Genomic DNA, 13,595 nt, shown 5'->3' with positions numbered 1-13,595 from the left:
GGAATAGCACGCAGAGGATGACGCCGCCCGGCGCCCCGAAAGGCGCCAGAGAAGCGATTTACCAGCCGCGCTCGGCGAGGCGGTGCGGCTGGGGGATCTCGTCGACGTTGATGCCCACCATGGCTTCGCCCAGGCCGCGGGAGGCCTTGGCGATGACGTCGGGGTCATCGTAGAAGGTGGTGGCCTTCACGACGGCGGCCGCGCGCTGGGCCGGGTTGCCGGACTTGAAGATGCCGGAGCCGACGAACACGCCGTCAGCGCCGAGCTGCATCATCATGGCGGCGTCGGCCGGGGTGGCGATGCCGCCGGCGGTGAACAGCACCACCGGAAGCTTGCCGGCCGCGGCGACTTCCTTGACCAGTTCGTACGGGGCCTGCAGTTCCTTGGCCGCAACGTACAGTTCGTCCTCGGGCAGGGCGGCGAGCTTGGCGATTTCGGAGCGGATCTGGCGCATGTGCCCGGTGGCGTTGGAGACGTCACCGGTGCCGGCCTCGCCCTTGGAGCGGATCATCGCCGCGCCCTCGTTGATGCGGCGCAGCGCCTCTCCGAGGTTGGTGGCACCGCAGACGAAGGGAACCTTGAAGTTCCACTTGTCGATGTGGTTGACGTAGTCGGCCGGGGTCAGGACCTCGGACTCGTCGATGTAGTCCACGCCCAGGGACTGCAGGATCTGGGCCTCGACGAAGTGGCCGATGCGGGCCTTGGCCATGACCGGGATGGACACGGCGTCGATGATCTGGTCGATCATGTCCGGATCGGACATGCGGGACACGCCGCCCTGGGCGCGGATATCGGCCGGAACGCGTTCCAGCGCCATCACAGCAACAGCACCGGCATCTTCGGCGATGCGGGCCTGTTCGACGTTGACGACGTCCATGATGACGCCGCCCTTGAGCATCTCAGCCATGCCCCGCTTCACGCGGCTGCTGCCCGTGACGCTGTTCGCGGACGAACCGGCCTCGTTGCTTACATCAGGTGTAGACACAAAAACCCCTATGGGTAGATAGATGACATTCGCCGGGCGTGCAGGGCGGCAAGGAGATGCCATGTTTACACACACCGGGTTGCCGGATCCATTGACCGGGCAGTCCTAATACTAGTCTCACCGCGGCCGGCCGGCTCAATTCGTGCTAATCCGCCGGGGACGGTTCCGCAAGAGCCTGGCGGCGGACCGAAACCACGCGCTGGACCACCGTGATGAAGCTGGCGAGGGCGAGCAGCGAAAGTGTCACCAGCAACACCACACTCGGAAGCCCCAAACCGGTAAATCCGGTGACCACCAGAACCGAAACCAGGCGTTCCGCCCGTTCGGCGATGCCGACGTTCGCGGTGAAGCCAAGGGACTCCGCTTTTGCCCTGGCATAGGACACCACCATGCCCAGGACGAGGCAGACGGTGGCCATCATCGCGATGGGAACATTGGCTCCGCCAGTGAAGAACCATACGGCGAGGCCCGCGAACAGGGCACCGTCGGCGATCCTGTCCAGGGTGGAGTCGAGGAAGTTGCCCCACCGGCCGCCCACCGCCTGCATCCTGGCCATGATGCCGTCAAGGACGTCGGAGAAGATAAACGCTGTGATGAACAGCGTTCCCCACCAGAGCTGGCCCAGGGGGTAGAAGACGAGGGCCCCCACCACCACACCGGCCGTGCCGATGATCGTGACGGCGTCGGGTGAAACGCCAATGCGCAGGAGCCAGCGGGCAAACGGGGTGAACAGCGCCGTGAAGAACCCGCGCGCGTGCTTATTCAGCATCCGTCTCCCCGGGCCAGGCGTCGGCAACCTGCTGGCGGACCTCATCAAGGGTCTGCGTGATCGCCTTGGTCTGGGCGATGATGGGAAAGAAGTTCCCGTCGCCGCCCCACCGGGGAACGATGTGCTGGTGCAGGTGCGCGGCGATGCCGGCCCCGCCCACCACGCCCTGGTTCATCCCCAGGTTGAAACCGCCCGGATTCGAAACCTTCCGCAGCACCCGCATGGCGGTCTGGGTCAGCTCGGCGAACTCGGCTGTCTCCTCCACCGTCAGGTCCGTGTAGTCCGGGACGTGGCGGTACGGGCAGACCAACAGGTGCCCGGGGTTATACGGAAACAGGTTCAGCACCACGTAGCAGGTCTTTCCCCGGTAGACGATGAGTGCTTCCTCATCGGTACGTGCAGGCCCAACGCAGAACGGGCAGTCGTTTTCGTTCTTGAACTGGTGCTGGCCGCCTTTGATGTAGGCCATGCGGTGCGGAGTCCACAGGCGCTGGAAAGCGTCCGGGACACCGGCGAGGTCAAAGTCGTCGGTAACGCCGGCATCCCCCGGATATCCTGCGCCTGTGTTCTCCTGCACCGTACTCTTCCGTTCCGCTAGCTGGTCCGGTTCCGGACGGCTTCCGTGATCCGCTTGACTGCCTCGGACACTGGCACGCCGTTGTCCTGGCTGCCATCCCGGAACCGGAAGGAGACAGCACCCGCCTCGGCGTCATCACCGCCGGCGATGAGCACAAACGGGATCTTGTCCTTGCTGGCGGTGCGGATCTTCTTGGGGAACCGGTCCGAGGAGGTGTCCACCTCGGCACGGATACCCGCGGCCTTCAGCTGGTCGACGACGTCGAACATGTATTCGTTGAACGTCTCCGCCACCGGAATGCCCACCACCTGGACAGGTGCGAGCCACGCCGGGAACGCGCCGGCGTAGTGCTCCGTGAGCACACCCATGAACCGCTCCACTGAACCGAAAAGCGCACGGTGGATCATCACGGGACGCTGGCGGGTGCCGTCGGCGGCCTGGAATTCCAGCTCGAAGCGTTCAGGCAGGTTGAAGTCCAGCTGGATGGTGGACATCTGCCAGGTGCGGCCCAGCGCGTCCTTGGCCTGGACGGAGATCTTGGGGCCGTAGAAGGCTGCCCCGCCCGGATCCGGCACGAGCTCCAGTCCGGATTCCTGCGCGACCTCGGCGAGGGTCCTGGTGGCTTCCTCCCAGGCGGCGTCCTCACCGACGTACTTTTCCGGGTCCTTGGTGGACAGTTCCAGGTAGAAGTCGTTGAGCCCGTAGTCCTTGAGCAGGTCCAGGACGAAGGTCAGGGTCTTGGTGAGTTCGTCCTTCATCTGTTCGCGGGTGCAGTAGATGTGGGCGTCGTCCTGTGTCATGCCGCGCACACGGGTGAGGCCATGCACCACACCGGACTTCTCGTAGCGGTAGACCGACCCGAATTCGAAGAGGCGCAGCGGCAGCTCCCGGTAGGAGCGCCCGCGGGACCGGAAGATGAGGTTGTGCATGGGGCAGTTCATCGGCTTCAGGTAGTAGTCCTGGCCGGGCTTGCGCACGGTGCCGTCCTCATTGAGCTCGGCGTCCACGTGCATGGCCGGGAACATGCCGTCCTTGTACCAGTCAAGGTGGCCCGAGACTTCGTAGAGGTGGCCCTTGGTGATGTGCGGGGTGTACACGAACTCATAGCCGGCCTCGACGTGGCGCTGCCGGGAGTAGTCTTCCATCTCCTTGCGGATGATGCCGCCCTTGGGGTGGAAGACGGGCAGGCCGGAGCCGAGTTCGTCGGGGAAGGAGAACAGGTCCAGTTCGGAGCCGAGCTTGCGGTGGTCGCGGCGCTCGGCCTCGGCAAGGCGTTCCTGGTACGCCTTGAGGGCGTCCTTGGTGGGCCAGGCCGTCCCGTAAATGCGCTGCAGCTGCTGGTTCTTCTGGTTTCCCAGCCAGTAGGCCGACGACGAACGGGTGAGGGCGAAGGCGTTGGAGATCATCTTGGTGTTGGGCAGGTGCGGGCCGCGGCAGAGGTCACACCAGACCGTGGTCCCTTCCTTGCGCTCAACGTTGTCGTAGATGGTGATGTCGCCGGCACCGACCTCTACGTTGACGCCCTCACCGGCTTCGGCGGCCTCGTTTTTCTTGCCCAGGAGTTCGAGCTTGTAGGGCTCGTTCTTCATCGCCTCGCGGGCCTCCTCCTCGGAGACGACGCGGCGGACAAACTTCTGGTTCTGGTTGACGATCTTGAGCATCATCTTCTCGAGGGTTTTGAGGTCCTCGGGGGTGAAGGGCTCGGCGACGTCGAAGTCGAAGTAGAAGCCGTCCGTAATGTACGGACCGATGCCCAGCTTGGCGTCTGGGCGCAGCTGCTGGACTGCCTGTGCCATCACGTGGGCGGTGGAGTGGCGGAGCACGTTAAGCCCGTCCGGGGAATCGATGGTGACACCCTCAACCTCGGCGCCTTCGGGCAGTTCCTGGTCCAGGTCCTTCAGCTCGCCATCGACGCGGGCCACAACAACATCACGGCGCTCAAAGAAGAGTTCCGCACCGGTTGTCCCGGTAGTCACCTTGGTCTCTTCGCCATCGACGAGAAGGGTGATCTGCTGGGCATCTGACACGGGTGTCTCCTATTCAAAGTTAAGGCTTCATAGCTTGTGGCATACGGGGACCACAGCCAGCCACCGTCAATGCTATCGGTTCGGCGAAGGGCCGACCAAAGCGGCACACGGCATCCTCACCCGCTAAAACCGGTAATCGCCAGGGTCCTGCTGATCCCGTCCAGGGGATGCGGGACGTCGGCAGGCTGGTCTGCCTGCGTTGGGAAGGGCAAAGTCTCCGTGCGGCTGAGGTCCCAGGCCATGCTGGCACTGATGCTGATGCCCCTCGGCCCGGTCCTCCTGGTGGTTCCGCGGATAAGCAGCAACCTTGTTCCGAACAGGAGCAGCCCGGCATTTTCCTGGGCTTCATGGAAGAAGACCGAATCGACGCAACCGGTGCCGTCGTCAATGCTGATGAAAACCACCCTCCTTCCGCCCCGCATGGGAGGTGTCTGGGTGGCAACCCGCACTCCGGCCACCAGCACTTCAGTCCCGTTGCGCAGGCCAAGGAGCTTGTCTGCCGTTGTGACGCCCAGCCGTTCCAGGGTGGGGCGGTGGCTTTCCATGAGGTGGCTGCTGACATCAACGGCCATCAGGTCCAGTTCTGCCCGGACATTCTCTACGAGGGTGGGTGCGGGCAATCCGGGTTTTACATTCCGCAGCTCCACATCGCCCAAGGGAAGGGACAGCTGCCCCTCGACCAGTTCGATGCCCTTCCGCCCGGTACCTGCATTTTGCAGCCGTTGCAGGTGCTGGACCAGGTCAGCCCGGTTGGCCATTCCGCCTGCCTCCCGGTGGAGGGAATCAAACGCACCCAGCTGGGCCAGCCGTTTGATGCTTGGCTTGCTCAGCCGCGAGCGCGCACGGAGGTCTGCGAGGGAGTCGTAGGGCTGGCCGGCAACTATCCTTTTCAGTTCGGTGCCGGACAGCCCATAGATCCCGTTCAGGCTCAGCCGGATTCCGAGCTTCCCGGCATCAGGTCCGTGCAGGATGCGCTCCACCCGGTACTCCCCTTTGCTGCGGTTGATGTCCAGCGGAAGGATGGGGATGCCGAGCCTTCTTGCCTCCGCCACGAGAAGCCGCTTGGGGTACATGCCGGGATCGTGCTCCCACAGGCCGGCAAGGAACGCTTCCGGGTGGTGCGCCTTCAGCCAGGCTGACTGGTACGTGGGGACGGCGAAGGCCGCGCCGTGGGCTTTGCAAAAACCGAAGCTGGCAAAGGACTTCAGGGTCTGCCAGACCTTGTCTACGACGTCGGGTGAGAAGTTCTTTTCCCTGGCATGCTTCCGGAAGTACTCCTCCACCCGGAATTCCCCAACCTCGCTGCTGAGGGCACGGCGGAATTCATCGGCCTTCGCAAGCCCGCACCCGGTCATGACATCGAGAGTGCGCAGGATTTGTTCGTGGAACACCGTCACGCCGTGGGTTTCCTGGAGTACCGGCTTCAGGAGGGGGTGCGGATAAACCTCCGGTGCAAACCCGTGCCGGTGCTCCAGGAAGGGCCGCACCATGTCCGATTTCATGGGCCCGGGACGGAACAGGGAAATATCGATGATGAGGTCATTGAACTCCCGCGGCGCCATCTTGCCGATCAGCTCACGCTGCCCGGGGGACTCGATCTGGAAGCAGCCCAAGGTGTGGGTGCTTCGGATGAGTTCAAAGGTGGGCTCATCATCCAAGGGGATGGCGTTCAGGTCGATGCGCCCGTTCTCTGCAATGAAATCGGGCCCGGCCCCGTCCCTTCCGGTGGGATGGCCGCCGGCAGCCACCACTTCCTTTTTGGAGGGATGGATGCGGATGATTTCCCGAACGGCAAAGGCCATGGCGCTTTGCATCCTGACCCCCAGGACGTCGAGCTTGAGCATGCCCATGGGATCCATGTCGTGCTTGTCGAACTGGCTCATGGGCAGTCCAAGCCCGCTGGGCTGGACAGGGGTGCGGTCCAGCAGGGTGGCATCCCCCAGGATCACCCCGCATGGATGCATGGAGATGTGCCGGGGCAACCGGTCCAGGCGTTCGGTCAGGTCCACCAGCAGGTCAAGCTGCTGGTTGCCATGGGAATCGCGCTGTTCCACCCGGCCGGCAAATTCCCTCAACTCGGGCTTCTCCTGCAGCGCCTCACGGAACTTCGAAGCTGAGAACCGCCACAATTGCTTGGCGATGTCCCCTACGTCCCCCTCATCCATCCCCAGGGCAAGGCCCGCGTCCCGGACGGCACCTCGTGCCCGGTAGCCGTTCTGCATGCTCATCAGCGTGACGCGTTCTTTGCCAAAGCGCTCGAAAATCCGGTGGTACACGTTATGCCGTTCGGCGCTCTCGACGTCTATATCAATATCCGGCAAGGTGGCCCGGTCCTGGGAGAGGAACCGTTCGAAGATGAGGTCGTGCTGCAGCGGATTTACCTGGCTGACGTCTATGAGGTAGTTGACCAGGCTGGAGGCTCCGGAGCCCCTGGCGGCTGCCCGCACCCCCATGTCCTGGATCATCCTCGAAACCTCCGCCACGGTGAGGAAGTAGGAGGAGAACCCCAGGTTCTGGATGATGCCCAGCTCGTGGTCAAGACGGTGGAGCATTTCCTTTTCGCTGGTGCCGGCAATTCCTGGGAATCTCCTGCCAACCCCGGCCTGGCAGCGCTGCACCAGTTCCACATGCGGATCCTGGCTGATCCCGATGACCGCCGCTTCAGGCACTACAGGCTTCTTCCATCCCATGTCGGTGACAGGATCGATCCTGCACACATCGGCGAGCGCCTCTGTCTGTGCCATGAGCCTGTTGAGGTCTTCTGCCCCGTAACCGGCAGCGGAGATGATTTCCTTCCCCAGCTGAAGCATTTGCCGCGCGGATTTCAGCCAGGCCTGGCCGTTGGGTTGCAGCAGTGGTTCCAGGGCCAGTTCCGGAAGGGATTTCAGGGTCCGGGCTGAATCCAGGACGTCTGCGGTTGCCGCTCCGTCCTCCGCGCAATACCGGACCGCGTTGGTGAGGATTGCCGGGATGCTGTTTTCTTCGGCGAGTTTGAGCATCCGGACGGCGTGTGCCGTGCTCAGGGGGGACCCCGGGGCGCTGAGCTGGGACACGATCTCGGCTACCACAGTTCCAGCGGGCATGGCGTCCAGCCACTGCTTGAAAAGGGTGCGCGGGCGCAGGTAACGCCGCCCGCCCATGGCCCGGCCGACGTCGGAATCCGGGCCTATCAGCACCATCAGCACGGGTTTAAGGGTTTGGGGATCCAGGGTGCGGGAGGCAAGTTCGGCACGGGTCACGGCCACCGGTACAACTCCCCCGGATTTTCCCGAAGTGCGGGCATGGGCGTCGGAAACCAGCCGGCACAGCGCGCGGTAGCCGGCACCGTTGTTGTTGCCGCGGGCGAGCACCACCACACGACCTGCCAGCTGCGTGCGGTGATCACCGTCGTCGTCATAGACCGCAAGGTCCACCCCCACGATGGGGTCAAGGCCGGCGGCCATACACGCCTTGAGGTGCTTGATGGTCCCGTACAGGCCGTCCCGGTCAGTGCAGGCGAGCGCGGTGGCACCGTCAGCAGCAGCCACCTGCGCCAGTTCCTCGGGCCAGGACACTCCATAATGGGCGCTGAATGCGGTGGAGACGTGAAGGTGCGTGAAGCTCATGCTGTTCTGGGTCGGAGTGCGTCATGGATCCGCAGGATGCGCCAGCGGCCGCTGCGGATATGGCGGGTCAGGTCAAGGGTGAGCGGCTCTCCCTGTTCAGCCAAGCCGGAGCCTGGAGCTGAAGGCAGCACCTGGACCCGCCAGATTTCGTGGTCCACCAGGCCGGGGCCGCTGCCCAGCGGTGCACGGATTTCTTCTGCCCACCATTGCCTGCGCTCGTACCAGCGCACAGGCTCGGCACAGACCGAATAGGAACGTCCGGCCCAGACAACAGCAACCGGATGGCCCTCAGGGGTGCAGGAGACGTCCACGGATTCGCTGAACATGCCCATGGCGCCTCCCGGATGCAAAAGTTAGAACAGAAACCATTCGAATATATATTCGAACAGAAACAGTCTACGCCTCCCTGAAGCCCCCGCATAGACAAAGGACGGGGCGCAGGTCCAGGGGGAAGGGGAATGCCCCGGATGCGTCTTCGGCTTCCATTTCCGTCAGCCTTCAGGGGTGGACGGACCGAACGGCAGGGAGCAGGATTGTGCCATGAGCACCCATGACGCACTCCTCAAGCAGGTCAGCATCAAGGCCCAGGACTCCACCCTTGTGGCAACATTCGATCTGGACGGCAGCATCCCCGGTTCCGGTGCCTACGTGGTGGGGCTTGTGGCCGCCAGTCCGGACTACTCGTCCCAGCGGCGACTGGGCATCGAGTTCATGAACGGGAAACCAATTTCCTTTTTCTCGTTCAACCATGACCAGAGTTGTGAGGAAAACTACGATCTCTCAGGCGTCAGCCACTCAGGCAGCACCATCACAGGCAACTTCCCCATGGCAGCGATCAATGGCCTCGGCGAGGGGCACGTGATGACCGGCTTCAGTGAGGCTGACGGCCGGGAATTCCAGTCAGGTGTTCCCGTGGAGGAGAACCTGTAACAGCTGGGCCGGGCGGCTCAGCTGTTTTCTTTGTGAACCCGGAGTTCGAGTTCGATGAAACCGGAGATCATGGCCCGGTAGGTGGACTCGACGATGTCCGGGTCGATGTCCTTCTTCTCGGCTGCGGACCGGACGTGTTCAATGATCCGTTCCACCCGCCCCGGAGCGCGCACCTCTGCGTCATCGCCCTTGAGCGTTCCGGCGATCCGGATCAGGCGCTCGCGGCGGGCGATCAGGGTGACAATCTGCTCATCCACTTCGTCCACGGCAATCCGGACGGCAGCGAGCTGTTCCTTGTCGGCCAAAGCATCTCTATCGTTCCCTTGAATTGTCGCCATCCTCTGACAGTATCGAACCATGCAGCCAAGAGTCGACTTCATTTCCCTGGGGGTCCGCAGCGTTCCGGCGTCCCGCTCGTTCTATGTTGACGGCCTGGGCTGGCCGGTCCACCGTGAGGTTCCGGGGGAAGTGGTGTTCATCCAGGTGAACCGCGGCCTGATGCTGTCGCTCTGGGACGTCCGCCAGATGCAGGCCGATGCCGGCGTCAGTGCCCCCGGTCCCGTCCCCCGCATCACACTGAGCCACAACCTTCCCGGCACTGAGGAGGTGGACCGGGTCATGGCAGAAGCAGCGGCGGCCGGCGCCGAAATCATTGCCGAGCCGATTACCCAGCCTTGGGGCGGGTACACCGGCTACTTCGGAGACCCTGACGGCTTCCGCTGGGAAGTGGCGTACAACCCCACTTGGACAGTGGACGACGACGGTACGGTCACCGTTTAGCTCCCGTCCCCCGCGGGTGGGGCTGCTAGAAGAGTGCTTCCACCGGGCGGATCAGCTCCGGCCCGTTGTTGCGCACATTCCCCACGTCCTTGCCTACTGAGTCAACGTGCCAATCCGACGCCACATCCTTGACCCCGGACCGGACCAGGTCCACCAGCCCGGCTGCATCGTCCGCCTGCGGGTCCAGCCACGCTTCCATGGTGGATTTGTCCATCGGCAGCGGAACCCGGTCGTGCAGTGCCGTCAGCTTGCCGAACACCGTCTCTTCGCTTCCGGGCGGCGGCGTGTCAGTGGTGAGGATGGACGTGGATAACACCCAGCCGCCCGGCTCCCCCGCCGGCCACGCCGGATCCTTCCACCACTCGTACAGCCCGGCGAAAACCAGGCCGCGGCCCTCTCCCGGATGCACGTAGTAGGGCTGCTTCGACTTCCCGGGCCCCTGCTTCCATTCGTAGTAGCCGTCCGCGGGGACAGCGCACCGGCGTGACTGGACGGCTTTTCGGAAGGCCGGTTTCTCCAGCACGGATTCGCTCCGGGCATTGATCATCCGGGAACCGATGCCGGGGTCCTTCGCCCAGGACGGAACAAGCCCCCACCGCGCCACGTGGAGCTGGCGCACCTGCTTCGGCGCAGGCCCCTCGTCAACCAGCCGCTCCAGGACGATGGGCACGGCATCGGTGGGCGCTACATTCCAGGACGGCGGAAGGTGCACTTCCTCCTCAAGTTCGGCGTCGAACTCAGCCAGCAGGTCCCCTACAGCACGTGCCATCACGTAACGTCCACACATGGCTCCAGCATGCCACCGGCCTGATGACCTGTCATGTGAAGCGCCGGGAACCGGGGAATATGGGCCTGCACGCTACCGTTGAAGGTAAGGAACCTCTGATCGACACATAGGAGACACTTATGGACTTCACTCCCGAATCCGGCACCATCACCATGTTCTCCACCACGTGGTGCGGCTACTGCAACCGGCTGAAGAAGCAGCTGGACGCGCAGGGCATCGGCTATAACGAGATCAACATCGAGGAAGTGGAAGGTACCGCTGAGCTCGTGGAGCAGCTTAACGGCGGCAACCGCACAGTGCCCACCGTCCTCTTCCCTGACGGCACCGCGGCCACCAACCCGTCCGCTGCTGAGGTCAAGACCCGCCTCGCAGCCTAAGAGCCAGGAAGCCACAGCACCGGGGCAGTCCACAGGCACCCCGGACAGGCGAAACGGGACCAACGCCTTTTGTTGGTCCCGTTTTTGTTGCAGTCCTATGCCCCCAGGCCGCTGAAGGGTGCCATCTCGAGGGCGGTGTGTCCGGCATAGGTTGCCAGCAGCGCCGCCTCCACCGCTGCGACGTCCACGCCGGGAACGAGATCGTCCACTGCCCCGGCCGTGGCAGGATCCCAGTCCAGCCCCAGGGCAGCATAGGTATCGGTCAGGACCTTGCGGATGGGCGCGGAGTTTTCCACCACGATGACGGAGCTGAACAGCCAGCCGCCGGCCACCACGCGCTGGGCGGTACCCACCAGCTTCACCTGGCCGGGATTACCGGGGCCGCTGCCGTGCACACTGAATTCCCCGGGGCAGTACTCGCCGGGAATTTCACCTACCGCTGCGTGCACCCCAAGGCTGCGCAGGGCATCCGCAAACAGCTCACCGAAGTACCCGAACCGGCTTTTTGATCCGGCGATGGCATCCGCGTCCGGTTCAATATGGTCCACCACCAGCGTCCCCTGGTGGTAGGCCGCCGCCCGGCCCCCGGCGCGGCGGACGAGCGGCTCAAAACCGTTGTCGCGGCAGGCCTGCTCCGCGGCTTCGAAACCCGGCAGCCGCGTGTCCCGCTGGCCGAATGCCACCGTGGGGGCCGGCCGGTACAGCCGCAGCGTGGGGCCGATGTCCCCGGACCTCGCCCTGCCCAGGAGCTCCAGGCCAAATTCCAGGTCCCGTCCGGCTCCCAGCGAAAGCTCCTGGCGCACCACTGTCAGTGTGCGGGTCCCCGGATCGGCATGGTGCATGTTGCTAAGCTCCCCTGTGGTCATCGTGCAGTTCCTTGTTGTTGCGGCCGCGTTCGCAGTGATTGACACGCGAGTTGCCGGCCGGACAGGCCAAACCTAGGTTACGCCGTGGCCTTCTACGGCATTGACATCGCCGGGATTGTGTTTGTTGCCCTTCGTCCGGCGTTCGACGGCGGCAGCCGGCTCACAGCCTCGGATTCCGGCCGCGCCGCCCCACCCACATGCCGTGCAGCAGCGGGAGGGCGGACGCAAGCATAAGCGCAATGCCGAGGGCGGGATCGTCCGCACGCACCACAGCCCCTGCAATCAAGACGGCGCCGAATACCAGGGCCGACGCCGCGCGCCGCACCGTCCGGTCCAGCCGGGCCGCCCGCCGCTCCAGGCGGGGGTTGGCAGCGGTAAGGTTGCCTTCCTCGATCCTGGCGATGAGTGCGTCGAGGCGCCCGGGCAGGCGGAGCGCTAGTCCTGCGGCCTCAAGCGCCTGCTGGGCAGCGTCCTGCAGGAGGTTGCCGCGCTCGTCCCGGAGCAACTGCGCGGCGTAGGGCTCCACCGAGTCCCACAGGTTGAACCGGGGATCCAGGGAACTGCACACTCCGGACGTCAGCGACATCGCACGGATGATGAGCAGGAAGTTCTCCGGCAGCTGGAACGGCAGGGAGCGGACCACGTCGCCGAATTCCACTGCGAAGTCACGGAACTCCCGCGGATCCACCTCGCGCAACTCGGCGAAACCCATTCCGCCGAAGCGGCCGAACAGCTGCGTCATGGCCCTTTCCAGCCCCGCCACGTCAGCTGACGGCATCAGGACGCCTACATCGCCGATGGCTGCGACCAGCCCTTTGCCGTCGCGCGAGGCGGCGGCGATCAAAAGCTTGCGCAGGCCGCTGCGGGTCGAGGCCGGAACCTCACCCATCATGCCGAAGTCGATAAACGTCAGTTTCCACGGGAGCCCGCCGGCGCCGGCAGGAGCCGGGGTGACGAAAATATTGCCCGGGTGCGGGTCCGCATGGAAAAACCCGTTGGTGAACAGCTGGTCGAACATCACGGACGCGAACACCGGCGCCACCTGGGCGGGATCGATGCCTGCCGCCTTGAGCGCCGCGACATCCGTAATCTTGATGGCCGTGACGTCCTCGAGCGTCAGCACGCGGCGGGTGCACCGCTCCCAGGCGACCCGGGGCACCGCCACCCTGTCATCGTCAGCGAAGTCCACCCCGAAACGCTCGGAGTTGGCGGCTTCATGGAGGTAGTCGATTTCCTCGAAGCTGGTCTGGGCGAATTCCATTACCAGGGCCGGGACGTCGGCGCGGCTGGACACCACGCGGAAGCGGCTCAGCCATCCGCCCACCTTCCGCAGTGCTGCCAGGTCGACGTCGACAATTACGTCGATGCCCGGGCGCTGCACTTTGATCACGACATCCTTGAGGCCCGTCTCGGCAGCATCAGCAGGAAGAAGCCGTGCACGGTGTGCCTGCCCCAGCGAGGCAGCGGCGATGGTGGTCTCCTCAACCCAGGCGAAGGCCCGCTCGAGCGGGACTCCCAGTTCCTTCTCGGCCAGGGCCCGGATGGCTGGAAACGGGACCGGCGGCACCTCGTCCTGCAGTCCCGCGAGTTCGGTGGTGATTTCCGGGGGAAGCACGTCAAGCCTGGACGAGAGGAACTGGCCCACCTTGATCATCAGGCCCCCGAGGTCCACCGCGAGCACGTGGAAGCGCCGCGCGAAGCGCTGCATCCTGGCCGGCCGCGTCCGCTCGGCCACCAGCCCAAGCCCGATCCGCGGGAGCAGCAGCTCAAACCACCAGGTCACTGCCAGGTTCCAGGCCGCGAAGCGGAGTATGCGGCGGTACCGGGCGCGGATATTTCCGGCGCCGGGATCGTCCACCGGATCTGCACGGTTGCGGCGGACCGAAGCCACC

13 protein-coding genes are annotated in these 13,595 nt (G+C 64.5%); 3 read left to right on the top strand and 10 right to left on the bottom strand.

Annotated features, from left to right (window positions below; all coding sequences use genetic code 11):
* Nucleotides 1-58 precede the first annotated feature (58 nt).
* From pdxS to BMX78_RS12395, 6 genes are all read right to left on the bottom strand, one after another.
* Nucleotides 59-985 carry a pyridoxal 5'-phosphate synthase lyase subunit PdxS gene (pdxS, locus tag BMX78_RS12420; RefSeq protein ID WP_091419821.1) on the bottom strand — a complete coding sequence of 309 codons (927 nt, stop codon included), beginning with the start codon at nt 983-985 and terminating at the stop codon, nt 59-61.
* 145 nt (nt 986-1,130) lie between these two features.
* Entirely contained in the window at nt 1,131-1,754 is a 624-nt protein-coding gene (gene pgsA / locus BMX78_RS12415) for a phosphatidylinositol phosphate synthase (RefSeq protein WP_091419820.1), read from the bottom strand.
* Entirely contained in the window at nt 1,744-2,331 is a 588-nt protein-coding gene (locus BMX78_RS12410; protein ID WP_091419818.1) for an HIT family protein, read from the bottom strand. The genes pgsA and BMX78_RS12410 overlap by 11 nt, the downstream gene beginning before the upstream one ends.
* Nucleotides 2,332-2,348: 17 nt before the next feature.
* The gene (gene thrS, locus BMX78_RS12405) at nt 2,349-4,358 is read right to left on the bottom strand and encodes a threonine--tRNA ligase (RefSeq protein ID WP_091419817.1); all 2,010 of its coding nucleotides are present in this window, start codon (nt 4,356-4,358) and stop codon (nt 2,349-2,351) included.
* A gap of 116 nt (nt 4,359-4,474) precedes the next feature.
* A complete protein-coding gene (locus BMX78_RS12400) occupies nt 4,475-7,963 on the bottom strand; it encodes a DNA polymerase III subunit alpha (RefSeq protein ID WP_091419815.1) in 3,489 nt (1,162 codons plus the stop codon).
* Entirely contained in the window at nt 7,960-8,295 is a 336-nt protein-coding gene (locus tag BMX78_RS12395; protein WP_091419813.1) for a DUF6504 family protein, read from the bottom strand. The genes BMX78_RS12400 and BMX78_RS12395 overlap by 4 nt, the downstream gene beginning before the upstream one ends.
* A gap of 208 nt (nt 8,296-8,503) precedes the next feature.
* Here BMX78_RS12395 and BMX78_RS12390 point away from each other — a divergent pair, with 208 nt between their 5' ends.
* Nucleotides 8,504-8,893 carry a hypothetical protein gene (locus tag BMX78_RS12390; RefSeq protein WP_091419812.1) on the top strand — a complete coding sequence of 130 codons (390 nt, stop codon included), beginning with the start codon at nt 8,504-8,506 and terminating at the stop codon, nt 8,891-8,893.
* Between the two features lie 17 nt (nt 8,894-8,910).
* On the opposite strand, the gene BMX78_RS12385 is transcribed toward BMX78_RS12390, so the two are convergent.
* Nucleotides 8,911-9,231, bottom strand: a complete 321-nt coding sequence (locus BMX78_RS12385; protein ID WP_091419810.1) for a chorismate mutase — start codon at nt 9,229-9,231, stop codon at nt 8,911-8,913.
* Between the two features lie 19 nt (nt 9,232-9,250).
* Here BMX78_RS12385 and BMX78_RS12380 point away from each other — a divergent pair, with 19 nt between their 5' ends.
* On the top strand, nt 9,251-9,673 hold the full coding sequence (locus tag BMX78_RS12380) for a VOC family protein (RefSeq protein ID WP_091419809.1): 423 nt from the start codon (nt 9,251-9,253) through the stop codon (nt 9,671-9,673).
* Nucleotides 9,674-9,698: 25 nt separating this feature from the next.
* On the opposite strand, the gene BMX78_RS12375 is transcribed toward BMX78_RS12380, so the two are convergent.
* Nucleotides 9,699-10,460 (bottom strand): SOS response-associated peptidase, encoded by a 762-nt coding sequence (locus BMX78_RS12375; RefSeq protein WP_091419807.1) that lies wholly within the window; start codon nt 10,458-10,460, stop codon nt 9,699-9,701.
* 119 nt (nt 10,461-10,579) lie between these two features.
* Here BMX78_RS12375 and BMX78_RS12370 point away from each other — a divergent pair, with 119 nt between their 5' ends.
* Nucleotides 10,580-10,837, top strand: a complete 258-nt coding sequence (locus BMX78_RS12370; protein WP_050054887.1) for a mycoredoxin — start codon at nt 10,580-10,582, stop codon at nt 10,835-10,837.
* 95 nt (nt 10,838-10,932) lie between these two features.
* On the opposite strand, the gene BMX78_RS12365 is transcribed toward BMX78_RS12370, so the two are convergent.
* Together BMX78_RS12365 and BMX78_RS12355 are read right to left on the bottom strand one after the other, a co-directional pair.
* Complete coding sequence (locus BMX78_RS12365; RefSeq protein WP_091420015.1) at nt 10,933-11,679, bottom strand: lipoate--protein ligase family protein; 747 nt, start codon at nt 11,677-11,679, stop codon at nt 10,933-10,935.
* Nucleotides 11,680-11,863: 184 nt separating this feature from the next.
* Entirely contained in the window at nt 11,864-13,594 is a 1,731-nt protein-coding gene (locus tag BMX78_RS12355) for an ABC1 kinase family protein (RefSeq protein WP_091419806.1), read from the bottom strand.
* Nucleotide 13,595 lies beyond the last annotated feature (1 nt).

This window comes from Arthrobacter sp. OV608, assembly GCA_900110595.1.
GTDB lineage: Bacteria > Actinomycetota > Actinomycetes > Actinomycetales > Micrococcaceae > Arthrobacter.
Note: the sequence above shows the minus strand (reverse complement) of the source record. Positions and strands in the feature narration are given on the sequence as shown.

Excerpts from the sequence above, each read along its gene's own strand:
- pgsA (WP_091419820.1), bottom strand. The coding sequence starts at position 1,754 with ATGCTGAATAAGCACGCGCGCGGGTTCTTCACGGCGCTGTTCACCCCG.
- BMX78_RS12400 (WP_091419815.1), bottom strand. The coding sequence starts at position 7,963 with ATGAGCTTCACGCACCTTCACGTCTCCACCGCATTCAGCGCCCATTAT.
- BMX78_RS12395 (WP_091419813.1), bottom strand. The coding sequence starts at position 8,295 with ATGGGCATGTTCAGCGAATCCGTGGACGTCTCCTGCACCCCTGAGGGC.
- BMX78_RS12390 (WP_091419812.1), top strand. The coding sequence starts at position 8,504 with ATGAGCACCCATGACGCACTCCTCAAGCAGGTCAGCATCAAGGCCCAG.
- BMX78_RS12385 (WP_091419810.1), bottom strand. The coding sequence starts at position 9,231 with ATGGCGACAATTCAAGGGAACGATAGAGATGCTTTGGCCGACAAGGAA.
- BMX78_RS12380 (WP_091419809.1), top strand. The coding sequence starts at position 9,251 with ATGCAGCCAAGAGTCGACTTCATTTCCCTGGGGGTCCGCAGCGTTCCG.
- BMX78_RS12375 (WP_091419807.1), bottom strand. The coding sequence starts at position 10,460 with ATGTGTGGACGTTACGTGATGGCACGTGCTGTAGGGGACCTGCTGGCT.
- BMX78_RS12370 (WP_050054887.1), top strand. The coding sequence starts at position 10,580 with ATGGACTTCACTCCCGAATCCGGCACCATCACCATGTTCTCCACCACG.
- BMX78_RS12365 (WP_091420015.1), bottom strand. The coding sequence starts at position 11,679 with ATGCACCATGCCGATCCGGGGACCCGCACACTGACAGTGGTGCGCCAG.